Here is a 24018-nt window from a genome sequence, read left to right as displayed (position 1 = left end):
CTAACTCAGTTGCCTGCGAAGGCCTTAAACGTTTTTCCCGATTCAACTCCTAATACAGATCGAATATAAGATTTGGCTACATCTATTGCATCGATGGAGTGGAACCCAGGGAAGTAGTCTCCATAAGTACCCAGCGATTCGGTGACGACTGATGGACTTACAACATTTATGCGAATACCACGCGGCAGCTCGTTAGATACTGCTTTGGCGAAATGCTGTATTGCGCCGTTAAGCGTTGCTGCACTAGTGCCATAAGCAATTGGATGATCAGCGATAATACCGCTTGTCAAAGTGATACTGCCGTTGTCATTCAAATACTCACTAGCAATCTGCGTCAAGTTCACTTGCCCCATAAGTCGGCTATTAATGCCCACATCCCAGTCGTCACGCGATAAGCTTGTGAAAGCGTTAAATGCAACATCTCCAGTAGCACAGATGATTGCGTCCACCTGGCCTATTGATTCAAGTGCCGTGCGAATAGAGCCGGGGGCGGTAATGTCAATCTGGACATCGCCGCTACCTTTGCCGGCTTTGATAACTTCATGTATTTCACCTAGAGCTTCTACAACCTCGCTGCCGATTGTGCCCGATGCACCAATTACAAGAACTTTCATAGTATTTCTCTCCCTTGTGTTTACATTTTGAATCTTAGCTAGTTGAACCCGCGAGAAAAACAACAGAAAATGACCTCACTGTTTACAAAATGGGTCTAATCATGAATTTAACTTATGTACAGACTTTCTTGGCTGTGGCCGAAGAGCAAAGCTTTACCAAAGCAGCGGAAGCGTTAGATGTTTCGAAAGGCTTAGTATCTCGCCATGTACAAAAACTCGAAGAAGCATTGAATTCTAAACTGTTTCATCGAACGACTCGCTCTATCAGCCTGACTGAAGTAGGAGACGAGTTGTATTCAAAGGCAAAGCAAATTCAGTTACTCGCCACTGAGGCGGAAATGCGTGTAAATGATATGACGCAAGAGGTCACTGGAGACCTAAAGGTAACAGCTCCAATTGAGTTTGGACGTGCTCTTTGTCACCATGTAATCCCTCCCTTTAGGCAACAGTACCCGAAGGTTAATTTAATCCTCGATTTCGGCCCCATAAAGAAGAAAATTGAGTCTGGTGATTATGATGTCGCTTTTCGAGCTTATGATGAATTGCCAGGCGATGTTGTAGCAAAAGACTTGGGCTTCATCCGAAATGTACTAGTTTGCAGCGGTAATTATGAAAAAGAGAACAGGGTCGCTGTTATTGAAGATATTCATCAGTGTTCCTTCATACTTAACAGCCAAAATGAGTGCTGGAATCAATTGGACCTTATCAGAGACGAACAAAGATATAATATTGAAGTAACAGGAAGCCTTCGCTCTAATACATACAGTTCGATATTAGAGTTAGCACTACAGGGAATGGGGGTTGCTAGCTTGCCATATTATCAAGTCGAAGACCTTATTAAGGGTGGCAAACTTGTCCACGTTCTTCCTGAGTGGTCTGTAAAGGCTCAAAAGCTAAGTCTCATATATGCACAGAGGCGAGTTACCCCCAAGAAACTGGTCACTTTTAATCTTGCTGTAAAACAATGGTTGGAGTCTAAAAACTCATACATGATATAGGGGTAGATTAATAAAGGCTAGCCTCCGCAGTACTCAATTAGCAGGTAAAAATCTCTCAATGCGCGAGTCGCCCTAACAAGGTTACAAGCCCATTCTCACATGAACTACATATCATCCCAACCATGCGCTTTTTGTACGATCAGATCAACCACATTAGCAAGCTCTTTGCCTTTAGAGGTTAAACCGTATTGCACCGTGACAGGGATTGTCTCTTCTTGTTTTCGCCAGACAAATCCATGCTGTCGTAACAACTTTAAACGCTCAGTGAGTACTTTACTTGAGACCAATGCCAACTGCTTACGTATTTGACCAAAACGCATCATCTCCTCTTGCCCTAACAACCAGACTATGTGCGCAGTCCACTTAGTTGATATCAATGTTAAGTATTTGTCCACACTACAATAGTCGTCTGGCTGTAATTGATGATTCACTTCTGTCGACATCTCTCTTCCTTATTTCATTCTTTGCTAAAGCGCCGTTTAATAACGCACTGTATCACAACCCATTGGTTACCTAGAGGTAACTAGTTACCTTTTAGAACCTAGTTTAAATTAGAAACTAACTTCTTTATTGTTACTCCATAGCCACAAGGCAAGGGTATAGGTGGTATCTGAGCCAACAATAAAAGGACTAAACCATGCGTTACATTTTACTTTTAACTTTTCTGTTTTCTTTTTGTCTCCAAGCGGGGGCTCAGTACTCGAAACCACAAACCCCTTCTGAACTGCACGCACTATTTGGGCAATATTTTGAGAATAATGACTTAGAGGGGTTAAGTACGCTTTTTCATCAAGACGCCGTGTTTGTTTTAGATAAAGAAGGTAACCAAGCTAAGGGAAGAGAAGCGATTAAGCAGGTGTTAAAGGGTTACATGAAAGACGATGTTAGTATCCTCACCAAAAGTGTCTCTATCCACATTAACCAGGACGTAGCCATGGTTCGCTCTGATTGGGAAATATCGAACGCCCTACAACAGAAGGCCATACAAGGAACGGCGTTAGAGGTCATGCATTACGTAGATGGTGGCTGGGTGTACATCATCGACAATCCAAATGGTTATTAGTCGTGGCTCGATAAACATAGAAGATAATATTCAAGAATATTAGAAGAACGCACATCATAAAGGATGACTCAGGTGCATGTGCCTATCCTTCAAGTTCTTTTGCTTACGATAAGACAAAGGCGAACTAAATGGTTCGCCTTTTTACATATGAGAATCGTTTACTTCAAAGGGTCGTTATCTGGCAGTGCACTATGAATCCAGAGTGCGAGTCTGTGTTTGATATTGGCACCATCAAGCTTACTTTCAGGTAACGGAGGGATTTGTTTGGCATCGACCAAAAATAGGTAGATAGCTTTCACTCTAATCGGCTGTGGCGACTGGGGTAATTCGAAGCCTTGCATCTTCGCCATTTTTTCACCAATTTCCAGTGCCTTCTTTACTAGTTTGTCTTCATTGTGAAGCTTGGAGCTTTTTGACATTAATAGAATCCTCTTTCCGACTTCACTTAGAATACATCAAGCTTGAAAATAGGCGTGTTAGCAACCTCTCAGAATAACAACCAACCTTAGTTGATTTCTCCGGCACACTACTTCTCTAAAACATCTATTAAACAAACAGATAAAGTTTTAAGCAAATTGTCCGCTCAAAAACTTAAGGCAGGTACTTATCTGCTCCTGACTGTCACTATACGACTACTACAGATTTAGAACTAGAAACCACGCCAACTCCACCTGCAAGCAAAGAAGTAATCTCTGAATTGTTGAGTGTCAGCAACACTTTAATGCAGCTTGGTGACGGTGTTGTCATCGCGTAACCCTGTTCGATATGGATCTCGTGCTTTTTAACTCCCAAGTAGTCATATAAGTAACACGCCAGCGGTCCAGCTGCCATTCCTGTCGCAGCCTCCTCCTTTATCCCGTAGCGAGGCGCGAACATTCTTGCTGAAGCATCCCTCCCGGCGCGGTTAGTTTCAAGTGTAAATACATAGAAGCCTATCAAGTCATACTTTTCTGACAGCTCATTAATTAAATCCATTTTCGGTTTAAGAGATTCCAATGTATGGATATCTTTAACTCCGACCAGAATAAAAGCATTTCCGGTACTCGCAACAATCGGTGTTCCAAGCGTATTCTCTTGCACGAGATCTAAGGCTTCCAAAACTTTATCCATATCAGCTTCAAGGCGGAGGTAGTGTGGTTGTAGCTGCTCCATATAGGCAAACTCGCCTTCCATCCGAATCTCACGATTTCCGTCAATCGTTTGTTTAGACGTATTTGGATTGGGAACTAGTCCCTGCTTGGCAAGGTAACTAAACGTTGCAACGGTGGCATGACCACAATGTGCGATTTGTTTCTCTGGGGTGAAAAAGTCGAGCTTAAAGTCTGCTCCAGCATTCGACTCTGAAACAAACGCAGTCTCAGACAAGCCGACTTGCTTAGCAACCAGCAGTTTTTGCTCGGCGCTTAAAGAGTCTGCATCTAGAACAACACCGGCTGGGTTGCCACCAAACTTTCCGTCTACAAAGGCATCTACGATGGTTACTTTTACTTCCATTTTGCTTCTCCTCACTGGGTTAGTTCAATGAGGTTAGCAACCTAGACCATACTCTAGGTCAAGCGTTTTTGAAGCGATTTATTTTGTTTTCTGTCACCTCGATATAGTGCTCGATATCCTGTTGCTGTTTATAAAGGTGCTTAAGGTGCACTTCTAAAAATGCAACGCACTCTGAATCATTGCCCTTATAGAAGGCCTCCGTATATCTTTTGATAGTGCTTAGAGACATACCAGAATTTTTCATACACGAGACCCAATTAAGGACATCCACATCTTTTGAGCTATACGAACGATGACCACTGACATCCTTAACAGGCTTTTTGACTAGACCCTGTTTCTCATAATAACGAATAGTGTGGATACTCATTCCTGTTTTATCACTGACAACTCCAATTTTCATTTCATAGGCACCTATAACCACTGTCACACTCAGTTAATGAGTTCCTTAAAGAAGTTTCTTAACACTTTATCTTCCATTTCAAGCAGGTTGTCACCCACATACCATTCTACAACCGACTGATTTGGGTTGGCTGTCACTTGTGGATTACCAAACCAAATGCCCTTTTCCGTCGCAAACGCCTGCTGAAGTTCTTTTGCTTCATGGCAGCTAAACGGAAGGATGAGATGCAGCATGTTAGATTGAGGTTGAACGGGGTTCACTGCTAGAGCGGGAAACTCTTCGAGAATCTTGTATATTTGTTTAGTGCGCTCGAACAGCTTTGGCAGTTTGGCCAACTTTTCATCAAATTGCATCGCTGCTGAAACAACATAAGGTGTACGGTGATAGAGGTTGCCACCTTGGCGCTTCATCCAGATTGAAGCTAAGTCAATAAACTCTTTTGAACCAAGTAGCATAGAGCCGCCAAGTCCATTAATCCCCTTGTATAGTGAAACATACGTTGTATCAAAGCCTTGTGCGATTTCTCTGTATTCTTTCTGATAGTAAGCAGACGCTTCCCATAGTCGCGCGCCATCCATATGGAGATGAATGTTGTTGTCGGCACAATAGCTTTTTATCTGTTCGAGTTCACCCCAAGAAGGCAGTTGACCACCAATTTCACGCATAGGGAGTTCATACAAAACCGCCGCCAATTCGTCGGGCCACACTTTTAGGTCTTCGAGCTTCCATGTTTGAAACTGATTGCCTATCGGCAATATGTTGAATCGATTCTGAAGTTGGTAGCCTTGTCTTTCATGAACATATATGTGGCTAGATGGGTGCATGCCTACATTAGGATTTCGTTTTTGTTTTGTCACGAGTTCCAATACTGTGGGTTGCGTCATTGTTCCTGTGACCACAAAAAGCCCTGCTTCATAACCCAGTAAATCTGCCACTTTCTGCTCGAAAGCTTGGATTGTTTCACCTTCGCCATAGACATCGTGGTTTACATCATTATCTTCACACCAGTTCGCCATTTTTTTGAAGTGTTCTGCTGGCGAATCCTCTCTATTACCAGGTAGGTGGATATGACATAGCTGCTTAAGGTAAGCACTCATAATTCTTTCCTTAGATTAGACATACCCCCAATGTAACCTGTTAAAAATGTGGGGTAAATACCTCAAGCTAAGGGGATCATACTTACTTATTCACATAAATTGCTTAGATTGGTTCATTCCTCAAGCGTGACTTGCTTGGGAAGGGTAATGACAAACTTAACGCCATTCTCGGATGAAAACTCTAGGTTTCCTTTCAATTTCTGATTGACTAAATTGAAAACCATATTGAGCCCAATCCCAGTCCCTCCACTACCGCGTCGAGTGGTGTAAAAAGGTTCAAAAATCTTCTTGTGTAGCTCCTTCTCCACACCGCATCCGTTGTCTTGATAAATGAACACTACATCTTCGCTCTGTTCGAAGAACTCTATCAATATTTGGGGCTCTGGTTGCTGCTCAAATGCATGATAGACGCTATTCAAAATCAAATTGGAAAACACCTGCGTCAGAGCGCCAGGCAGACTTGACATTGATACACTAGAATCGCCTTTTAACACTGGCACAACCAATACTTTTCGAGTTTCAGGATGGAGACTCGCGATTAATGATTCTAGTACATCTTTAACAACAAAATGACTCAGTGCTTCAGATACTTGGTGCACTGCTGTTTGTTTAAAGCTTTGAACCAGTGACGAAGCGCGATTTAGATTAGCTTTCAATAATTCGAGTGCCTCGAGTTGCTGGCTCATATTGATTTCAAATTGCTCGCTAGTAAGTGTTTGTTTCTGAAAGGCGGCATTCAGCTCGCTATTTGCGTCAGACACTAACGAAGCAGAAGTAATCGCAATACCGAGAGGAGTGTTCACTTCATGAGCAATACCGGCAACAAGCCCCCCTAGTGCTGACAACTTCTCCGACTCAATCAATTGGTCTTGCGTTTGCTTTAACCTTTCCAAACTTTGCTTTAGCTCAAGAGTGCGTTGCGCCACGTTGTTTTCGAGGTTTTCATTTAAATCCTCGAGTTGCTTTTGCGCCGCAATACGGACATCTATTTCTTTGTGCAGTTTTTGATTCGCTTTATCTAAATCAGATAAGAACTGATTAAAGTATACCGTTAACTGGGCAAGCTCATCCGTCGAACCCGATTTATCTTTCATTAATGTTGGATGCTTGCTCGCAGACGCCTGGCTTATCCAATTCATCATACCTTTTAGAGGCAATACAATTGATCGGCTAAGCATTAAGTTCGATGGAATCACTAAAGCAATGGCAAAAACTAAGACGGCAAGATGTATTATTTTCAGCTCAACAAGCGGTTGATTGAGTTCTTCTACATAGGTCGAAGAAACGATATACCAATCGTATTCCGGTAAATATCTAAAGACTGCTATTTTCTCGCGGAAATCTTCGTCATGAGGATTTTGCCAAGTATAGGTAATCGTACCGTTTTTCTTGTTTATTATCTCTTGCACAAAGAGCTTGCCATTAGAATCGGTAACGTTGTAGAAGTTTCCTGTAACGAATGGATGTACAATAGGATCGCCTAGTTGATTAAGTACGTATGAATAGCCAGTTTCATCGAAGTTTAACTTGGAGATCGAGTCACTAAAGTCATCAATATTGATTAGACTAGCAAACTCCTCTCTATACGATGAAGAAGTGATGATCCAGTCCCAAGGCTCAAAGTAGACCATGTAAAGTGCTTTTGGCCGCTCAACCAATTCATCTGGGTTTTTCCATTGATATTCTAGATACCCTTTCTTTGACTGAATTTGCTGCTTAATAAAATCAAAGGAAATAAGACTCGTATTAATCAGCGGTTGTTTGGGATGAACTCTAATCACCCCAGAAGAGTCAACCACATAGGGATAGCCTGTCTCACCTATCGATTGACTTAACAAGAAGCTTGTCGCCTTTTGCTTTGCTTGTTGCTCTGTAATTTGGCCAAGCTGAAACTGCTGATAGCACAACTCAACATATTGAAGGTTTTGCTCTGATATTCCACGTAAGTAGCTGCGGATAGTAATATCAACCGTATTGACGATGTTATTCGTTATTGACTCAGTAGCCGACGTTAGTTCTTTCTCTACTCCTTGCTTGACAACTTCTCTCATTAACAGATAGTTAGAGAGGTTAGCAATATTGATCACAACTATGAACAACAGCAAATAACCGAACAGCAGTCGGTTTCTAATCGACAGTTTTCTTAATATTCTCTGTAGACTTAGCATAATAACCCGCTTATACGCTTTTGTTCCTAAAGCATAGTCATTAAATCCACATTGAGTGTGGAAGCCGTTCCTGCGAAGCTGGTCGTTTCTCTACATTTTCGAGCCAGCAAAAATGCCAAAACTGAGAACATTTAGCGTATCTGTTAAGCTTTCTACCGCGGTTAAAATCTGCCTTGTGGGTTCTGTGTCTAATAATACCTGAGCATCGATACTCTTCTGCATAGGCTCTTGGTCACTAGCTTCCTTTTCGATAGTGTATGGGGTTTGGCTGACAACGTCTTCAGGCGCGAGCGTTTCATTCGTGCTAGAGCACCCAATGAGTGGGCTAAGTAGACTTAATAGAAAAATGGAATGTCTATAGGTCATAAGTTATCAACATAACAAAAAAACACCGTTCGATTGTATGATAGCTTTCAATCTGCTGCTAGTACGAATTACGTTATCATAGCAATTGTTCTAAAAAAGCCACCTGCTGACGCTCTTGTTCACTCATCTGATACTCTTCATCACTAAGGGTTTCCGAGTTAAATGTCCCTACCGGGTAACTTTCTAGATCACTTTGCCCATAGCCAGCCTTCTCTCCCGGATAGCCCGACATTCTTTCAATAACGACATTCTTCAGTTCAAGATCGTTTGAGCCTTTTGGCAGAACCTTTTTAAATGCCTTAAGCTCAAGAGTTTGTTCCCCTTCAGATAAAAGCTGCTTGTGAACCAAGGACGCAATTACTTTTCCACCACTTTGATACAAATTGGCTCTGACTCGATAGATTCCAGCTTGACCAATATCGAGGGTAATCGGCAACCTCATATCTGGACCAGAAGCATACCCATCCCCAACACTGACAACACTTGCTACGGGGTGATAAAAACGGATATCAGCGCTAACCACGTCTTCCCCTCGCGCAAAATCCACGTTTGCGACTAAACGAATCTCTTCTGGCCAGTCAACCTCTGGAGCGATAACCCAATGCTGACTATCTGAAGACACTGACGCCAATATTTTCTGGCTTTCAACAGATACAATATTCAATTCAGCGACGATAACTGGTTCACTTGTCTTTAGCTCTATCTCAATGTATTCTGGATAAAAGTGTCTGAACTTCTTAGCACTCAGTGAGGCTGTAGACTTTCCATCTAACACAGGAAGAGGCTGTTCAATGAATTCATTCCAGCTAAGGTAAGGGCTGTCATCTCCTTCAATTGGCTGAGAATAAGACGGATACTGGAGCTTTTGCTGATGCATATAAGCGACTCGCTTTAAAGGCAGCGACAAAGAGGTCAACGCAGGTGTATTTGCGTTATGCCCTATAATCAGACTTGCAGCCGCTTCCTCGACTTCTTCTTTAACTTTCACGCTATTTTGAGTGTTTTCTGACACGGAGAAGTTTTTAGCTTCTGACGAAATATCCTTCTCTTGTTCAAACAGCCACACCGTTACTCCACATATTACGAGTAGCATAGACGAAGCAGATACCGTATGTTTCCAATGCATAGGACAATCCTTTTAGTTCGAGGCTATGGTGCTTAGCCATAGCCTCGTGATTACTAGTTCATAGCAACTGCAAGCTCTGACATAGTGCGTTTCGAGGAGTCTTTCACATACAGATATTTCGTTCCCCACCAACCACTCTCTTTATAAGTTTCTAGCTCGACATATTGACCGTTCGTTAGCTCTACCTTATTCACACTGGAAGTCACTTCTCCCTTATGTTTTGAACCAACAACATCGCTATGGCTATAACTATCCCCCATAACCAAAGGGTAGTGCTCTGGCATAAAGCTAGAAACGCCCTTACTCTGATTCGAAATCTTTCCGTTCATTGCCAAATCTGTCGAGCAACTGTCAAATTTTCCAGAACTTGACGCGCCGCAGGCAGAATGTGCAGCTACGACACCATCGTCGTTACCAGGCAAAAATGCCGATGTCGTTTTGAAGTAATCGGTGCCATTACCAATAAAACGAATCCGTGGGATCCTATGTTCGGACAGTCGTGCGATTTGTCGAGCATTGGCAACCTTTAGATCATTAAGTACACCTGAGTTTTGCTGGTTTGGCATTTCCCCTAACCAAAGAGAAATCGCATATCGCATCGCACTGTTTGCCAAGCCGCCGCCCTCAATTATATTGATGACGATGTCACCCAATTCAGAGCCTCCACCAGCCCCTGCAAAGTCAAACGTGGCCACAATATTCAAAGGTGTCATCCCCGCATTAGTCAACCAGTTATCCTGATTGTCTAGGAGATACCTCGTCACTAAATCACCTGCAGAGTGAGTAACAAATATACACCCCGTCTGACATGTACCTTGTTGCGACAATTCCTTTAACTTTGGCCATGCGTAGTCGCTCGCAATCTTACCCTCGACACGTTCATATGCAGGCCAGTCGATACGCGCATCTGCGTATTGCAACCAGTACTCTTTCCAATAATCTTGCCCTTCCAAAGCGACTTGAGCTTTATCGGGTTTAGACTTGAGTTGATCAGATTGAAAGCCGTGTACTAAGACGACGTTATAGTTACCTATCGCAGCATTTGTGAAACTAGAAAACACAACAGCCCCAAGTATAGAGACAATTTTTATCATTTTTTTCATGATGTTATTTAACCTTTATCATCCTTTGATTCGCTTCATTACTTTAAATAAGGAGCAAAAATTCAAACATCGAAACCACTTCCGCTCGATTAATAGAGTTAGTAGCTGAACAATTTTCAATCAACTCATCCGACGAGAGCTTTTGCACTAGGTTAAAAAAACAACATTTGTAGCCATGCTTTTTGAGACACAAAGCAGATTTATGTAAACCTGCCATACGCAAATCTTCACTTATGCGTTACGCACTGCTTTTATGGCAGTGTTTTTGGCTCAGAAAAGTCAAATAAAGGCAAAAAAACAGACACTTAACTCTAAGTTTGAGTGCTTAACTGAGCGACAATATCGATAGCAACAGGTAAAACGGAAATGGCTAGCAAAGTCGACATGGTAAGATTAAAAACCCTTAGGTAACTAGGGCTTTTCAGGTAGTGCCTCAGCACTGAACCGAACATAAGCCAAATACCGACACATGGAAAGGAAGCAACAAAAAAGGTTGACGCAATGGTTAAGTTTTGCGAAACGTACGCATCCCCAACGGTGGTAAAGGCCGAAATCGCACCTATCGCCACTACCCAAGCTTTCGCATTTACCCACTGAAACAAAGCACCTTTCACAAAGCCCAGAGGTTTGGCTTGCTCATTTCCACTTGAGACATTTCCCGATCTAGCAATTTGCCAAGCAAGATAGAGTAAATACGTCGTCCCGAGCGTTTTAATCACTAAATCTAATTGAGGAAACAAACTAAATAGCTGGCCAAACCCTAGCCCAACCAACAACAACATGACAGTAAAGCCAACACAAATCCCCAAAAGCAGGGGCATGGTCTTTCTGACACCAAAGTTCACCCCTGATGTCATCACCATAATGTTATTAGGCCCCGGTGTCACCGATGATGAAATGGCAAACAAGGCCACGGATAATAGATATTCCACAACAAACATCCCCTTTTGCTCTGGTTTAATTGCGTACAGCAAGACCCTCAATCAAACAGATGATTTAATGAACGATAGAATTATATATTGAACACCCTATTACAGTTTGTCAAACCGTCCATTCGTTTTTTATAATGAACAGATTAAAGTAAGGAAGTTTGTAATCCTATGACAATGAATAAAGCACCAATTGCCCAGATCGCAGCAACACTCAGTGCGGAAAGACAACGTTCTGGACTTAGCATCGCAGAAGTGGCTAGACGAGCGAACATCGCAAAATCAACGCTTTCTCAGCTAGAAAATGGATCAGGAAACCCTAGCATCGAAACGTTATGGTCAATCTGTGTGGTTTTGGATATTCCATTTTCTCGCTTGATCGAGGAACCTCAAGCAAAAACTAAGGTGATACGCCATGGTGAAGGCGTCTCCGTTTTTTCAAAGAATGAAGATTACAAGGCGACCCTGTTGGCGGCATGCCCTCCGAGTGTCAGTCGCGACATTTATTGGCTAGAAGTTGAGCCCGGAGAGCCTTTTCAATCAGAACCTCACAACCGAGGTGTTATTGAGCACATGATCATTGTTAAAGGGAGAGCACGACTAGGGCTTCTCTCAGATCAACACGAACTAGGAGAAGGCGACTACATTACCTACCCTGGTGACCAGGCCCATGTATTTGAAGCTTTAGAACCAAATACACGCGCGATGTTGGTGTCGGAATATCGGTAACCCAAGGTATTGAAAATATGACCAAAGTAACATTTGGGCACGGCTTAACTTGAACAGCTAAGATGCCGTTCTACTATTTGAATTGAAATGCTTTTCAATGGATGGGGATCTTGTGCTTTTATTATCTTTCGTTAAACCGTTATGCCTTAAGCTTCTATGGCATTATGTATGAAGTTGCGTTCTCATTGGCTATTTTGCGGTTTAATGCTGTGTATAACTGCCCTGCAAGTGAATAGCCACACCGTACCTAAAACAACATCTGAGCTAATTATTCGCGATGGCCAAGCGGAGCTAAAAATTATTGTCGACATAGAAAACTGGCTGATGAGGCTTCAGGACCCTCAAGCTTGGCTACTGGGGGATACCGAAGTTCTCCTAACTGAAGCACAACTCACATCAAGCCGACTCAATATAGAACTGTATAAGCTTCTGGAGAATGGCGTTGAACTCACTATAGATGGAAAGAAGATTCCGCTTTCACCAATTAAAACGGCAGAATCACAGCATAGTCACGTCGTAGAATTTCGATTTTCAGCCACACACCCTTTTCAGTCTCCGCAAGAAATTGGCATCCGCTTCCCGAAATCTCTTGGTGACGTTCATTTTTCGTTATCACACCCAATTTATAGTCAGCTACCAGCAGGCTCCGCTCAAAATTTTTCGCTACAACATTAGCCATTTTCACTCACAGAAAAAGGTGTTAGTGTGCAAAGAATCAACGACAAGCGGAGCGTCAGCGTATGACTTTTGAAAGTGCTATTACCTTTTTTATTGCAATGCTTATCTTCAGCGTTACACCTGGCCCTGGAGTCTTTGCTATTATTGCTCGCGCTATTGTTTCAGGAGCCCGAAACTGTGTTGCTCTTTCTGCGGGAATGGTTATTAGTGATGTAATCTACTTTCTTCTTGCTTACTTCGGCCTCGCTGCTATCGCAGAAAATTGGGCGACATTGTTTGTCGCCATCCGATACGTTGGTGCCGCTTACCTAATTTATTTAGGTTACAAGATGATTAAAGCACTGCCCCAAGCCAGTCAAGCTCTTGAACAAGATATGGTCATCTATAAACAATCCAGTCTTTCCGGCTTTGTGCAAGGGTTCCTGATTTCGGCATCCAACCCTAAAGTGATTCTGTTTTATATTTCATTTTTGCCGACATTTATGGAACTAACCTCCCTTAGCAACCAAGACATTATACTAGCAGTCGCACTCACAATGGTTGCATTGATGACAGGGTTAATGAGTGTCGCGATAGGCGCAGGGAGGCTAGCTAAAATAATCAAAACTCCCAAAGCACAACAGAAGCTCAACCGAAGTGCGGGCGGTATTATGATAGCTGCCGGAACTTATTTAGCGATTAACAAGTAAGCTCATTTGTCTACTTTAATCCCACGAAAAGGGTGACTGTTGTCACCCTCATTTTAATCAGTCTCTCAATACAATGCTTAATAATACTCTCAATCAAATCCCTGTAGGGGTTCGCTTCATGCTTCTTTCAGCACTCGGCTTCGCTCTGATGTCTGCGTGTGTAAAGTATGTCAGTAACTATGGTATCCCCGTTTTTGAAATTGTTGCAGCTCGAGCTCTAGTTTCTCTGGTTATTAGCTACATAGATGTAAAACGCAAACGAATCTCCATTTGGGGCAATAACAAACCTTTACTCTTTGTTCGAGGAACCGTGGGCACCATCGCACTAATGTGTGTTTACTACGCAGTCACGACTCTCCCTCTTGCTGAAGCAACTATTTTGCAATACGTTCACCCTGTATTTACTGCTTTACTTGGCACGCTGTTCTTAAAAGAGCGAATTCAATCTTCAACAATAATTTGTATCGCCTTCTGTTTAGCTGGTTTATGGGTCATGGTCCAGCCAGCAATGAATGGAGGTCCAAGCTCAGATCTCCCACTGCTTAGTATTGTCACCGCATTGCTCGGTGCTTTTGGTAGCTCAATCGCCTACGTGATTGTGAGAAAGCTAAGCCAAAGCGAAGACAGTTCCGTCATCATTTTTTACTTTCCACTTGTCGCTCTGCCAACCTCGCTGTTGCTAGTATGGAACGAGTTTGTGTGGCCAAGTTTGTATCTCACACTCGTGTTGGTTCTCGTCGGGATCTTTACCCAAGTTGGTCAATATGGTTTAACGAAAGCTATGCAAACCCAAGCAGCGGGGAAAGCATCTGCCTATTCATATGTTCAAATCGTCTTTTCTGCCTTGCTCGGTGTCTTAGTATTTAATGAAATGCCTTCTATTTGGACTTACTTAGGAGGAGGTTTAATTGTGACAGGCGCACTGGTCAATGTCTTTGGTAAGCAATTACTCTGGCCCTTGAAATCAAATCGATAAGGTCAACCAACATACTAAAGGAAAAGATTGTTGTACTAACTCTGAATTGACTCTATTTCTAGTCTAACCTACAAAAAGAGCCATCAACTGATGGCTCTATACTAGTTACTCCAATACCCTTACTGCTTAATAAAACTACTATCAAACATATGCCCTAGCTTCTCAGCTTTAGTTGCAAGATAATGTTGGTTGTTGATATTACAGCCTTCTTGTAGCGCTACACGCTCAACAACATCGATATTGGCTCGCTCTAGAGCTTTGAGTTTTCTTGGGTTGTTTGTCATAAGCCGCACAGAATCGATACCAAGGTACGACAGCATCCCTTTACAGAATCGGTAGTCTCGCATATCGGCAGCAAAACCAAGCCTTTCATTTGCTTCTACCGTATCTGCACCATCATCTTGCAGGTGATAAGCTCTGATTTTATTAAGTAATCCTATACCCCGCCCTTCTTGACGTAAGTACAGTAAAACCCCCGCCCCTTCATTGGTAATATTCTGTAATGCTCGATCTAGTTGAAATCCACAATCACAACGCGTACTGAATAATGCATCCCCTGTTAAACATTCTGAGTGCAATCGAATCAGTGGGGCAGGCACAGTACTAATGTCACCGTAAACAAGAGCTACGTGCTCCTTCCCAGTCTCATGCTCAATAAAGCCAAACATTTCGAATGTGCCCCACTTTGTCGGAAGCTTGGCCTTATCAACAAACTGAACCAGACTAAATGGTTCGCTCCTCTTAAGCTGTTCCCTGACTTCCATCAAAATCTTACCAAGGTGATTTTCACCCTTGCCGTTGCCTCCGTCCCCCCAAAAAGCATCTTTGTGAGAGTGCTCTGTTAAAACGGCATCTCCAGTACTGATAAGCTTAAAAGCTAACTTGGGGTTTTGACTGAATTTTTCTTGAACGATGAAGCGCATAACCCCAATACGTTCATCATTCCAACTGGGCTTTACCTCTTCCTGATATGTGCGACTTAAAGCAAACGCAGAATCAGGGCCATCACAGTTTCTGATCTCTTCTTTAGTAATTGGGTTGATAAATTTTTGGGCTTGATAGTAATGTTCACTTGTAGGCCAGATTTGACCATTTACTTCGATGGGAGACTGGCAAAAATTGGAGAGAAAACCATAACTTTCGTCTGGTTCGTAAAACTGAATGTCATCGATCATGGTGGACTCCTGACGTTGCGACTCTGAATAAGAATGAGAAACCACACTCATATTAAGTCTTAGTCTTAGTGGCTACAAAGTCAACAAAGCCCTAAAACATTTAGCCGCTTACAAGCTACGATGAGCAAAAATTTAATAATTCGTATCCATTGCTGTTCATGGAGTAAATCCCCTTTGAATCAAAATATTACTTATCAACACAATCAAGCAGCCCTATCTGCCCAAAAATTTCGTATAAGTCTTTAAATGCGATCGGCTTAGTCAAACTTGCGTCTACACCAAATGAGTTCGCGAGCTCAAGATAGGTATTACCCGCTATACGTCCACCACCCGAAATCGCGATGACTTTGCATGGAAAATTAAAAGAATCGTCTCGAATAGCCATCAGAAAGCCAAGCCCATCCTGATCAGGCATCACAATGTCAGTGATTACAAGGTCTGGAGTAGTAGCATTAAATTTCTCTAAGCCCTTCACCCCATCATAAGCGATTTCAACATCAAACCCTTTCCTCGACAGATGTTGATAAATTGCGTCACTAAAGTCTCGATCATCGTCGATCAGTAATATTTTCATCAGCTAGCTCCCATTGTTACGGTTGATTTTCCCCGATCTATATGAACATTCACATTTTGTTGGATAGGCAAAGAAAGTGTGAAAGTAGTTCCGATACCCAATTTGCTTTCTACACTTAATCGACCATTGTGTGAACAAGCGATACCGTAGCTAATCGACATTCCTAGCCCTGTGCCTTCTCCGACTCCTTTTGTTGTAAAAAACGGATCAAATACGCGACTTAAGTTATCGCTTGAAATACCGTGTCCAGTATCTTCAACCTCAATAATTACACAGTCATTTTCTGTGTAGGCTCTTATCCAAATAACCTTGTTTTTCTCTTTGGACACTGCGTGCTCTGCATTAGAAAGCAAATTTGTTAAAACCTGCTCAATTTGAATTTTACAGCACTCTACACTCGGCAAAACGGTTGAAATATCTTGGTGTAAAACGATGTTGCTTAAACGGAGGCGCTGCGAAAACAAAATGAGAGACTCTTCAATCATAAGACGTATATCGGTTGGTTCCATTTCAACAGACTGTTCATCGCGGCTGAATGTACGTAAGTGCTGAACTATCTTAGTTATCCTTTGAATCTGGCCCGTGATTTTGGTATATATCGGAGTAATGGCCTCTCTGCTAATTACTTCCTCTTCTTCCGCTATCGAAAATATTAATTCAGCATTTAATTGAATCGCTCCAAGTGGTTGATTGATTTCGTGTGCCAAACCTGCCGACAACTCACCAATCGATGCCATTTTTGCAGAGTGGATCAGCTGATTTTTGGCGAGACTTAAAGCTTGATTTGTTGATTCAAGTTCGCTAGTAGACTTGCGCAACTTTTCCTCATATATAAGACGGTCGCGAATATCGGTCGCGATACAAATAATATTTCTAACCCTACCTTCGTCATCACGCATAACAGAGCCGGACAATAAAACTGGGATACTATTGCGACCCTTATCAAGATACCGTTGCTCATTACTGGCTATAACACCGTCTCGGATAAGATCATTCACTTCTAAATGTTTACCATAGGGGTCACACACAACAGTAGAAAATGGCTGCCCAACAAGCGCTTGTTCTTGATACCCCAAAAGAGTGAGGGCTGCCTCATTGGCCCGCGCAATAACTCCGTTAGGGTTAATTACAAATAGAGCACCTGGCATTGTTTTAAGTATATTGTCTACGTAGTCTTTCGAAACTGTGGTTCTTTGTAGAATTTCAGTCATTTTGTTGAACGATATAGCCAAGGTTCCAACTTCGTCTCTTGTATCTATATCTGCTTGCACAGACAGATTTCCACGTGAGACTTCTTCTATGGTTTCTGTCAACCGCTCTACAGGTCGAGCTAGTAACCTGCCGACAAAGTAGAGTACCGTTATCACGCAAAGCATCACTACTACCGTGAGTACAGTAACGTGTCTCGCCAATGCATTCACAGGGGCTAGAGCCTTCTTCAGTGGAACTTTCAACGTCAGCTTCCACCCACTACCCTTATATCCAAACAAGCCATTTTGATCGGCAAAAACCACCAACAAAGCGCCATACTCATGATTATTATCATTATTAACACCAGCCTGTTTCGAACTTTTACCAAATGCTTCTATGAACTCGTTCGTGGCATCTTGTCGATCGATAGAACGCTCATTCAATAATGGGTTGGATCTTGCTATAACGCTTCCTTCACTATTGACCAAATCTACAATTACGGGTGGTGCAATCTCGTCTAAGATTTGAGCTACAACTGGCCAGGCAAAATGACCAATTACTGCACCTATAATCGTGCTGTCACCCCGATTAGCTCTGATGGGCGCACTGAAAATCACAGTTTCACGTTGACCTTCTCCTGGAAGGACTTGGTCAGAATAGTAATCTGTACCTTCGATTGTATGCTTAAAGGCAGTATTGCTTGGAGGGTAATCCTCAATACTTCGCCCAATCGCTCTCTTATCTGTAGAAATTAAAATACGACCAAAGCTATCTACTAGCATCAATTGATCCCAAGGTCCTGTCAGGAAAGTTCTCTCATCCCAGTCTGTCGCAATTAATTCGGGAAAAGTTTGAGTTGACTGCCATTCTTCTTGCATAAGATCTTGCAAATTTTCATCTTCAGCGATCATTTTAATATCACGCAACGCAGTATAAAGAACACGGTCTATGCTATGCATTTGATGTTGCGCGATTTGGAGGTAACTATTAGCTATATTGTTTTTCAGTAACTCTCGCGCAGAGTAGAAGGTACCCACTACCAACGCAGGTACTCCGATAATTGATACAACTACAATTGAAAGGGTGATTTTATTGGCAAACTTCATTGCGAAACCTGCTGGGAGGAATGCTGAACAGTTCGAATAAACCGTGCATCAATAAACGTCATACTATCGACTTGCGATTGAGTTACGTTTTGCTCGATGAGGAACTTGTTTATTTGCCTTGCGGTACCATGTAAGGATTGAAAACCAGCGCCATAAGAGAATGAAGTGACGTTCCCGCGTAAATCTACGATATGGTTTAGTTGAGCAAATGCCTGGACATCTTCTAGTGGGACACCGTAAATATTGGCAATGATGCTGTAAGCTTCGATAGGATGATCAAAGATAAACTGCGTTGTTTTATGCCACACGTTTATAAAGGCTTGGACATCAGCATACCTTTCATTAATAAAACTTCGATGAAAGGATAACCCCGACGGTGAAATACCTGGGATCTCTGAAGTGTCAAACAGCTTGTGACCTTGTCTACTTTCTATTGCTTGAGAAGCAATAGGCTCCCAAGTGACAATAGCATCTAGCTTCCCTTTGGCAAATTCTGATGCGGCTTCTTCTCCCGATACATTTACTTTGATTACATCACTGGCACTTACACCATGCCTTTTTAACACTACATCTAAGATGTACTCCAAATAAGTACCTTGATCGACGCCAATCGCTTTACCTTTTAGATCGGTTATTGATGCCACTTCTGGACTGGCGACAATTGCATCTACCCCCATTGAGTTATCACTAATATTCACCATCACAATATCTGAGCCAGAAATATTGAACTGAATCAAATCAAACAGCGTAAAATTATTGTTGTCTATCTCCCCATCCACCATAGCTTTCAATGAGCCCCAATAGTCTGGGTGAGTATCAAATAGCTTAACGTCTAACCCCGCTTCCTCAAACCAGTCTTTTTGATCTGCAATTTCAATCCAAAACGTGCCCGGCCAGTAGCCCCGAGCAACAGTCATGGGCAAACCCGTTGTTTCCGTTTCTTCATTCATTGTTGTCGAAGAATACCACCACATCAGGCTAACTATAGAGAAAGCCAATAACGCAGCTGAAATTGTCAGTTTCCTATGCATTCTATTTTCCTCACCTTCGCTGGTGCCAGAGCTATCCTGAGCACCTACAGAGCTACCACAATTAATGGCAAAAAATTGAAATGAAAAATCAAATGTGCAATTAGTAGAATAGTGGAAAACTCATGGGTAATCCAAAGTTCAACAAATTTGGAACGTTGTTATAAATAATTGAAACTAAGAAACTACGGTTTAAGTAGTACGAACTTTCTATTTACAGGAGTAACAAGACGAAGGAAGGGAACTAGGAAAAAGAGATACGAAAAAGCCCACTGTTTCCAGTGGGCTTTTTCTTGAATGTGGCGGAGAGATAGGGATTTGAACCCTAGATACGCTATTAACGTATGCCGGTTTTCAAGACCGGTGCTTTCAACCACTCAGCCATCTCTCCGTTGCGGGGCGTATATTAGGTATTGCCCTGAAGATTGTAAAGCAATAATTCTCCTTCAATGTTTCAAGTGTTGAGAAACTAAGCAGCCATTTCATGTTTTCTGTGACTTATACGTCAATTGTTGGAGCTAACATTCTAAAAAAAGAGATGGTAATAAAATAGTGTTTTATTTATATCCATTTGATATAAATAAAGAATATCACTTTCAAGCAACAACTGTACGCCCGAAAGTAATTGCACAATAGTGTGAACTGATTCAAAATTACGGGATTAACTGAGTAACAACGTCTATTTCAGAGGTTTTTATGAAAGTCGCAGACTTATTTAAACATCGTGGTGAAGCTATCTCTAAACAGCATTCTGAGTTTATACAATGGATGACTCCGACTGTACGCGAGTACTGGGGAGAGATTGTTAACAAGGCTCACAACCGCCACCTGTTTACTCGTCTACTTGATTTTCAAGCTCCTGCTGTCAATGACGAGGTTCAAACACCTGTTCAACAGCCAACAGCTATTGAGCTAAAGCCTGAAGCACAAAAACTTTTCATAGAACTGCAATCTAAGCTTGGTGAAGTCATCCACACTGGCGAATGGTTCGATGTTTCTCAACAACGCATCAACCAATTTGCTCAAGTGACTCAAGACATGCAGTGGATCCACACAGATCCAGAGCGTGCGGCTGAAGAATCTCCGTTTAAGACGACCATCGCACACGGATTTTTAACTTTGGCACTATTGCCAAAGCTGACAGATAGCGTTGATCCTGACAACAACCTGTTCCCTACCGCGAAAATGGTTGTCAATATTGGCCTAAACCAAGTTCGCTTTCCTTACCCAGTAAAGGCTGGCAACCGGGTTCGTGCGGTAAGTACTCTTTCAAAGGTGACACCAATTCGTAAAGGATTAGAAATTGAACGCGAAATTAAGGTTGAGATTGAAGGGGTTCGTCGCCCAGGTGCTGTGGTTACCTCTGTAATTCAACTGCACTTCTAGCACTCTCGGTCATATCAAGCAAAAAAGGATACCCAATGGTATCCTTTTTTCGTTTTACACGATCTCGATTATTTCATGGTGTAACAGCATTCTAGTTGATAATCATCACCATTCTTGGCGGTGTACTCTTTTTCTTCTGTACAAGCTCTTGGCTTACCTTTTTCGTCACCTTTCACTAAGCTAATCCAGTGGCGCATCGCTGCCATATCTGCCATTTCTTGGGGAAAAATGGTGCATGTTTCTAGTTGGATATCTTCAATATCAATTAACTCAATACAGCCTGTACCTTTATGGTTGCCAAAGGTCACCTCAACGTGGCTTCCTGTGCCATCCCTGAACAAGATTGACGTTGGGTCTTCTTTCTCACCCATATACGCAACAAAGTGTTTCGGGTGTTTAAGACCACTATGAGTTCCATCTTTGAAGTATGCCATTACGTGGCGATAATCAATCACATATGCCGTTACTTCCTTGTGAGAACCGTTCTCTAGCGGGAATAAACGGTCAAGTAGCTGCTTTGCTTTTACCTGTTTCTCACTTGCTTGGTTAGCATTTATTGTTTCTACCGCGAAGACTGCTTCAGCGATAAATGGCTTATTTTGTTTTTGAATGTCAGTCTTATCGAATGTCAGCATATTCATAGCGTTTCCCTCGCGGATATTTCACAACTTTTAAGTCCTAGAGCAAATGATCCAAACCGGCGTTTAATTGTTTTGCGATTTTGTGACTTTGCTTAGTTTGTATACTAGTGAATTTTTGACTACAATTTCACAACAAAAATTTTACAATGTGAATTTTACAAAATGCCAGTGTCAAAAAGCCTTATTCGCCAGTCTCATTTCTTAGGTACTAAGATCAGAAACCTGAGGAAACGCAACCATTTAACTATGGAGGATCTCTCTGCACGCTGTATACGCGTTAACCCAGAGTACGCCCCTTCTGTCTCTTACTTATCCATGATTGAACGTGGAAAGCGCGTTCCAAGCATTGATATGCTGGAGGTAATTGCAGAGGTGTTCCAAAAAGATCCAGCTTGGTTTTTAGATGACGAACCTGAGCAGGCAGACATCACACCAGATAAAGGAAACCGTGGCGGGATAAGTGGTATGGCACTTGAACCCAGTTTCCTATTTTCGAATGACATTCTACAGATAGCGATACCCGAGATGCTATCGCAAACAGGTATCACTGGCCGCCAGTTTGCGCATTTGCTTATTCGAGCTCACCAAGAAAGTAACCAGAACCACTTTCCAGATTTAGAGCGCGCGGCTGAGGAGGTCGGCCTAAAAAGACTGAATCTCTCGGCAGAAGATTTGATGGATATCGCGCGTAGTTTAGGGCTAACGATTCGTTGGATTTCGCGACCACCGCAAGATGTAGTCGATGAGCTAGGTGTCAGCGCAAAACAGATCGTTACCTCATTTTTTGAGCCCCCCGGTAGCATCTATCTAAATGAAGTACTTAAACAGTACCCAACGCGCCTTAAATACGATTTAGCGGTCTATATTGGCCATTGCGTTTTACACAGCAAAGAGGGCCTAAAGAGCGTTCTCTCGGTTGGACACGCCAACAGTTGGGAAGATAGCGGTCAAGCGTCCCCAACTTCAGAGCTAAACTCCCAAGATATTTTGCAAGCATGGCGAGATTTCGAATCAAGCTTTTTCGCTGGAGCCTTGCTTTGCCCCAAGGTCCCTTTCAGACAACTTCTCGATCGTAGCGGTTATGAAATAGACGTTCATCTTAAAGCTGGCGTTTCTCCTTCAGTCGCCATGCGTCGTATGACCGTTGTATCGCCTTATCCGCACTGGCACTACTTTGATGCCTATGGACAAAACAAATTAAAAGCCGTCTACCGAGGAAATGGTATCCCACTTCCTTGGGGGAATATGCGTAAAGTGAATGACCCTTGTCAGCACTGGGCCGTATTTAGAAGGTTATCAGAACCTCAGCAGGGCAGCTCAGCACAAATTTCGATATTAAATGTCGGTGATGAACCAAGGATATATTGTTGTGAGTCCGTCAATATGACAGACCCGGCTGGAAACAATCGCGTCCTGTGTGCAGGAATTGATTTAAACCCGGCGATCGATGCGCAAGGAGGCAATTCTCTCGAATTAGCCGAAGAACTCAAGTCTTTATGTGTGAGTAATGGAGGAAGTGCCGCGATCCCTCGTTATATGCAAAAAGAGTTCACTACAATAGCTAAAATCCTCAATATCAATTGGATTGAACGGGGTATACAGACAGATGCGAGAGTAATCTGTTCCCGCGGTGCAGTTTGCCCCAGAAAGCCTAGTTGCTATAACGGTTGCCAAGAAATTACAGTGCAGTAACTTTCTTCCAATCGATTTTACTTAGCCCAAAAAGAAAAAAAGCCAATCACAATGGTCGTGATTGGCTACATATAAGTGTGAACAAATTGGGTTCACTAACAACGTCAGTTGGCTAGGTGACCCTCGGCTTAAGAAGGGTCACTAGTAATAAAGCAATAAGCGTGCCAACTTTTCAAACTACTCAAAACCCTCAATTTTGGCTAATTAATAACCCATTTCACAAAAACTAAGCGCATAATAGCTTCTTATTTTGCATTTTATTGCAGAATGGAAATTAATCGTGTTGCAAAATGCAAAATCACCTACACTAACAAACAATACGGCTCGACTCGCCAATGATTAACTTTTATCGCTTTCTGAATACCCAGATCGGGCCAATCAGCAAGAATTGAACATCTTCGAAAAATGAAGGTTTCTTACCTTCTATTTTGTGACCAATAAACTGAAACAGCCATAACACAGCAAATAGCGTAAGGGAGACTAATAGAACCGAAAGTTGCATTATCTCAATAGACCAGATAAGTGAAATACAAGCTAAGGTAAAGCCAAGCATCATCAAGAAGACGCTTAAGGAAAGTCTAAAATAGAACACCATAACAGGAAATGCGGCCACCCATACCCAATTCAGTGTCATACCGAACACCTCAAGTGGCGGAATAGACCAGATCAACCCTACCACTGATAAAAAGATCCCTGGTACAGCAACTTTATGTATCTTTTGGTTGATGGGATTTTGATGGCTATCTCCATACTCCGATAGCCATTGAGAGAGATCCTTCATGCGTATTCACCTGT

Annotated in this window: 25 protein-coding genes and 1 tRNA gene; 8 read left to right on the top strand and 18 right to left on the bottom strand. The window is 42.4% G+C overall.

Going from position 1 to position 24018, the window contains the following annotated elements:
- Positions 1-5: 5 nt before the first annotated feature.
- Positions 6-614: a short chain dehydrogenase gene (locus tag APB76_RS16060; RefSeq protein ID WP_054961916.1), complete on the bottom strand. Its 609-nt coding sequence runs from the start codon at positions 612-614 to the stop codon at positions 6-8.
- A 101-nt stretch (positions 615-715) separates the two neighbouring features.
- On the opposite strand from APB76_RS16060, the gene APB76_RS16055 reads away from it, so the two are divergent.
- Positions 716-1612: a LysR family transcriptional regulator gene (locus APB76_RS16055; RefSeq protein ID WP_054961956.1), complete on the top strand. Its 897-nt coding sequence runs from the start codon at positions 716-718 to the stop codon at positions 1610-1612.
- Positions 1613-1716: 104 nt separating this feature from the next.
- Here the strand turns inward: APB76_RS16055 and APB76_RS16050 are convergent, their stop codons facing one another.
- On the bottom strand, positions 1717-2055 hold the full coding sequence (locus tag APB76_RS16050; protein WP_049843261.1) for a winged helix-turn-helix transcriptional regulator: 339 nt from the start codon (positions 2053-2055) through the stop codon (positions 1717-1719).
- Positions 2056-2249: 194 nt separating this feature from the next.
- On the opposite strand from APB76_RS16050, the gene APB76_RS16045 reads away from it, so the two are divergent.
- A complete protein-coding gene (locus tag APB76_RS16045; RefSeq protein ID WP_049843262.1) occupies positions 2250-2675 on the top strand; it encodes a YybH family protein in 426 nt (141 codons plus the stop codon).
- Between the two features lie 158 nt (positions 2676-2833).
- Here the strand turns inward: APB76_RS16045 and APB76_RS16040 are convergent, their stop codons facing one another.
- The 9 genes from APB76_RS16040 to APB76_RS16000 form a co-directional block, all read right to left on the bottom strand.
- Positions 2834-3094, bottom strand: a complete 261-nt coding sequence (locus APB76_RS16040; protein ID WP_049843263.1) for a DUF5062 family protein — start codon at positions 3092-3094, stop codon at positions 2834-2836.
- A 205-nt stretch (positions 3095-3299) separates the two neighbouring features.
- Positions 3300-4169, bottom strand: coding sequence for a PhzF family phenazine biosynthesis protein (locus tag APB76_RS16035; protein ID WP_054961915.1), 870 nt, complete (start codon positions 4167-4169; stop codon positions 3300-3302).
- A 58-nt stretch (positions 4170-4227) separates the two neighbouring features.
- Positions 4228-4569, bottom strand: coding sequence for a MerR family transcriptional regulator (locus APB76_RS16030; protein WP_054961955.1), 342 nt, complete (start codon positions 4567-4569; stop codon positions 4228-4230).
- Between the two features lie 29 nt (positions 4570-4598).
- Positions 4599-5666, bottom strand: coding sequence for a threonine aldolase family protein (locus APB76_RS16025; protein WP_054961914.1), 1068 nt, complete (start codon positions 5664-5666; stop codon positions 4599-4601).
- A 113-nt stretch (positions 5667-5779) separates the two neighbouring features.
- Complete coding sequence (locus APB76_RS16020) at positions 5780-7717, bottom strand: sensor histidine kinase (RefSeq protein WP_237767920.1); 1938 nt, start codon at positions 7715-7717, stop codon at positions 5780-5782.
- 207 nt (positions 7718-7924) lie between these two features.
- Positions 7925-8200 (bottom strand): hypothetical protein, encoded by a 276-nt coding sequence (locus APB76_RS16015; RefSeq protein ID WP_054961913.1) that lies wholly within the window; start codon positions 8198-8200, stop codon positions 7925-7927.
- Between the two features lie 76 nt (positions 8201-8276).
- Positions 8277-9326, bottom strand: coding sequence for a hypothetical protein (locus tag APB76_RS16010; protein ID WP_054961912.1), 1050 nt, complete (start codon positions 9324-9326; stop codon positions 8277-8279).
- 53 nt (positions 9327-9379) lie between these two features.
- Positions 9380-10429 carry a hypothetical protein gene (locus APB76_RS16005; RefSeq protein WP_054961911.1) on the bottom strand — a complete coding sequence of 350 codons (1050 nt, stop codon included), beginning with the start codon at positions 10427-10429 and terminating at the stop codon, positions 9380-9382.
- Between the two features lie 311 nt (positions 10430-10740).
- The gene (locus tag APB76_RS16000) at positions 10741-11361 is read right to left on the bottom strand and encodes a LysE family translocator (protein ID WP_054961953.1); all 621 of its coding nucleotides are present in this window, start codon (positions 11359-11361) and stop codon (positions 10741-10743) included.
- A gap of 168 nt (positions 11362-11529) precedes the next feature.
- On the opposite strand from APB76_RS16000, the gene APB76_RS15995 reads away from it, so the two are divergent.
- The 4 genes from APB76_RS15995 to APB76_RS15980 all read left to right on the top strand — a co-directional run bounded on the left by APB76_RS15995 (position 11530) and on the right by APB76_RS15980 (position 14430).
- On the top strand, positions 11530-12087 hold the full coding sequence (locus APB76_RS15995) for a helix-turn-helix domain-containing protein (protein WP_054961910.1): 558 nt from the start codon (positions 11530-11532) through the stop codon (positions 12085-12087).
- A 168-nt stretch (positions 12088-12255) separates the two neighbouring features.
- A complete protein-coding gene (locus APB76_RS15990) occupies positions 12256-12762 on the top strand; it encodes a hypothetical protein (protein WP_237767919.1) in 507 nt (168 codons plus the stop codon).
- 65 nt (positions 12763-12827) lie between these two features.
- On the top strand, positions 12828-13454 hold the full coding sequence (locus tag APB76_RS15985) for a LysE family translocator (protein ID WP_054961909.1): 627 nt from the start codon (positions 12828-12830) through the stop codon (positions 13452-13454).
- Between the two features lie 118 nt (positions 13455-13572).
- The gene (locus tag APB76_RS15980; protein WP_054961908.1) at positions 13573-14430 is read left to right on the top strand and encodes a DMT family transporter; all 858 of its coding nucleotides are present in this window, start codon (positions 13573-13575) and stop codon (positions 14428-14430) included.
- A 119-nt stretch (positions 14431-14549) separates the two neighbouring features.
- On the opposite strand, the gene ribA is transcribed toward APB76_RS15980, so the two are convergent.
- From ribA to APB76_RS15955, 5 genes are all read right to left on the bottom strand, one after another.
- Positions 14550-15605, bottom strand: coding sequence for a GTP cyclohydrolase II (gene ribA / locus APB76_RS22640; RefSeq protein WP_074181716.1), 1056 nt, complete (start codon positions 15603-15605; stop codon positions 14550-14552).
- A 187-nt stretch (positions 15606-15792) separates the two neighbouring features.
- Entirely contained in the window at positions 15793-16179 is a 387-nt protein-coding gene (locus tag APB76_RS15970; RefSeq protein WP_049843274.1) for a response regulator transcription factor, read from the bottom strand.
- Positions 16179-18476, bottom strand: coding sequence for a PAS domain-containing sensor histidine kinase (locus APB76_RS15965; protein WP_054961907.1), 2298 nt, complete (start codon positions 18474-18476; stop codon positions 16179-16181). The genes APB76_RS15970 and APB76_RS15965 overlap by 1 nt, the downstream gene beginning before the upstream one ends.
- Positions 18473-19507, bottom strand: coding sequence for an ABC transporter substrate-binding protein (locus APB76_RS15960; RefSeq protein ID WP_054961906.1), 1035 nt, complete (start codon positions 19505-19507; stop codon positions 18473-18475). The genes APB76_RS15965 and APB76_RS15960 overlap by 4 nt, the downstream gene beginning before the upstream one ends.
- 297 nt (positions 19508-19804) lie before the next feature.
- Positions 19805-19895: transfer RNA gene (locus APB76_RS15955), tRNA-Ser, on the bottom strand.
- Between the two features lie 305 nt (positions 19896-20200).
- Between APB76_RS15955 and APB76_RS15950 the strand changes: the two genes are divergently transcribed.
- Entirely contained in the window at positions 20201-20890 is a 690-nt protein-coding gene (locus tag APB76_RS15950) for a MaoC family dehydratase (protein WP_049843277.1), read from the top strand.
- Positions 20891-20958: 68 nt separating this feature from the next.
- Here APB76_RS15950 and APB76_RS15945 read toward each other — a convergent pair whose 3' ends face one another.
- On the bottom strand, positions 20959-21531 hold the full coding sequence (locus tag APB76_RS15945) for an aldolase/citrate lyase/malate synthase family protein (RefSeq protein WP_049843278.1): 573 nt from the start codon (positions 21529-21531) through the stop codon (positions 20959-20961).
- Between the two features lie 162 nt (positions 21532-21693).
- Between APB76_RS15945 and APB76_RS15940 the strand changes: the two genes are divergently transcribed.
- A complete protein-coding gene (locus APB76_RS15940; protein WP_049843279.1) occupies positions 21694-23223 on the top strand; it encodes a DUF3612 domain-containing protein in 1530 nt (509 codons plus the stop codon).
- 346 nt (positions 23224-23569) lie between these two features.
- Here APB76_RS15940 and APB76_RS15935 read toward each other — a convergent pair whose 3' ends face one another.
- Positions 23570-24004 carry an Mpo1 family 2-hydroxy fatty acid dioxygenase gene (locus APB76_RS15935; protein WP_049843280.1) on the bottom strand — a complete coding sequence of 145 codons (435 nt, stop codon included), beginning with the start codon at positions 24002-24004 and terminating at the stop codon, positions 23570-23572.
- Between the last annotated feature and the right edge of the window lie 14 nt (positions 24005-24018).

It is taken from the genome of Vibrio bivalvicida (genome assembly GCF_001399455.2).
Taxonomy (GTDB): domain Bacteria; phylum Pseudomonadota; class Gammaproteobacteria; order Enterobacterales; family Vibrionaceae; genus Vibrio; species Vibrio bivalvicida.
The sequence above is the reverse complement of the archived record's forward strand: the minus strand, read 5'-3'. Positions and strand labels throughout refer to the sequence as shown.

Coding starts and splice junctions, on each gene's coding strand:
- APB76_RS16060 (WP_054961916.1), bottom strand. CDS start 614: ATGAAAGTTCTTGTAATTGGTGCATCGGGCACAATCGGCAGCGAGGTT.
- APB76_RS16055 (WP_054961956.1), top strand. CDS start 716: ATGAATTTAACTTATGTACAGACTTTCTTGGCTGTGGCCGAAGAGCAA.
- APB76_RS16050 (WP_049843261.1), bottom strand. CDS start 2,055: ATGTCGACAGAAGTGAATCATCAATTACAGCCAGACGACTATTGTAGT.
- APB76_RS16045 (WP_049843262.1), top strand. CDS start 2,250: ATGCGTTACATTTTACTTTTAACTTTTCTGTTTTCTTTTTGTCTCCAA.
- APB76_RS16040 (WP_049843263.1), bottom strand. CDS start 3,094: ATGTCAAAAAGCTCCAAGCTTCACAATGAAGACAAACTAGTAAAGAAG.
- APB76_RS16035 (WP_054961915.1), bottom strand. CDS start 4,169: ATGGAAGTAAAAGTAACCATCGTAGATGCCTTTGTAGACGGAAAGTTT.
- APB76_RS16030 (WP_054961955.1), bottom strand. CDS start 4,569: ATGAAAATTGGAGTTGTCAGTGATAAAACAGGAATGAGTATCCACACT.
- APB76_RS16025 (WP_054961914.1), bottom strand. CDS start 5,666: ATGAGTGCTTACCTTAAGCAGCTATGTCATATCCACCTACCTGGTAAT.
- APB76_RS16020 (WP_237767920.1), bottom strand. CDS start 7,717: ATGAGAGAAGTTGTCAAGCAAGGAGTAGAGAAAGAACTAACGTCGGCT.
- APB76_RS16015 (WP_054961913.1), bottom strand. CDS start 8,200: ATGACCTATAGACATTCCATTTTTCTATTAAGTCTACTTAGCCCACTC.
- APB76_RS16010 (WP_054961912.1), bottom strand. CDS start 9,326: ATGCATTGGAAACATACGGTATCTGCTTCGTCTATGCTACTCGTAATA.
- APB76_RS16005 (WP_054961911.1), bottom strand. CDS start 10,429: ATGAAAAAAATGATAAAAATTGTCTCTATACTTGGGGCTGTTGTGTTT.
- APB76_RS15995 (WP_054961910.1), top strand. CDS start 11,530: ATGACAATGAATAAAGCACCAATTGCCCAGATCGCAGCAACACTCAGT.
- APB76_RS15990 (WP_237767919.1), top strand. CDS start 12,256: ATGAAGTTGCGTTCTCATTGGCTATTTTGCGGTTTAATGCTGTGTATA.
- APB76_RS15985 (WP_054961909.1), top strand. CDS start 12,828: ATGACTTTTGAAAGTGCTATTACCTTTTTTATTGCAATGCTTATCTTC.
- APB76_RS15980 (WP_054961908.1), top strand. CDS start 13,573: ATGCTTCTTTCAGCACTCGGCTTCGCTCTGATGTCTGCGTGTGTAAAG.
- ribA (WP_074181716.1), bottom strand. CDS start 15,605: ATGATCGATGACATTCAGTTTTACGAACCAGACGAAAGTTATGGTTTT.
- APB76_RS15970 (WP_049843274.1), bottom strand. CDS start 16,179: ATGAAAATATTACTGATCGACGATGATCGAGACTTTAGTGACGCAATT.
- APB76_RS15965 (WP_054961907.1), bottom strand. CDS start 18,476: ATGAAGTTTGCCAATAAAATCACCCTTTCAATTGTAGTTGTATCAATT.
- APB76_RS15960 (WP_054961906.1), bottom strand. CDS start 19,507: ATGCATAGGAAACTGACAATTTCAGCTGCGTTATTGGCTTTCTCTATA.
- APB76_RS15950 (WP_049843277.1), top strand. CDS start 20,201: ATGAAAGTCGCAGACTTATTTAAACATCGTGGTGAAGCTATCTCTAAA.
- APB76_RS15945 (WP_049843278.1), bottom strand. CDS start 21,531: ATGAATATGCTGACATTCGATAAGACTGACATTCAAAAACAAAATAAG.
- APB76_RS15940 (WP_049843279.1), top strand. CDS start 21,694: ATGCCAGTGTCAAAAAGCCTTATTCGCCAGTCTCATTTCTTAGGTACT.
- APB76_RS15935 (WP_049843280.1), bottom strand. CDS start 24,004: ATGAAGGATCTCTCTCAATGGCTATCGGAGTATGGAGATAGCCATCAA.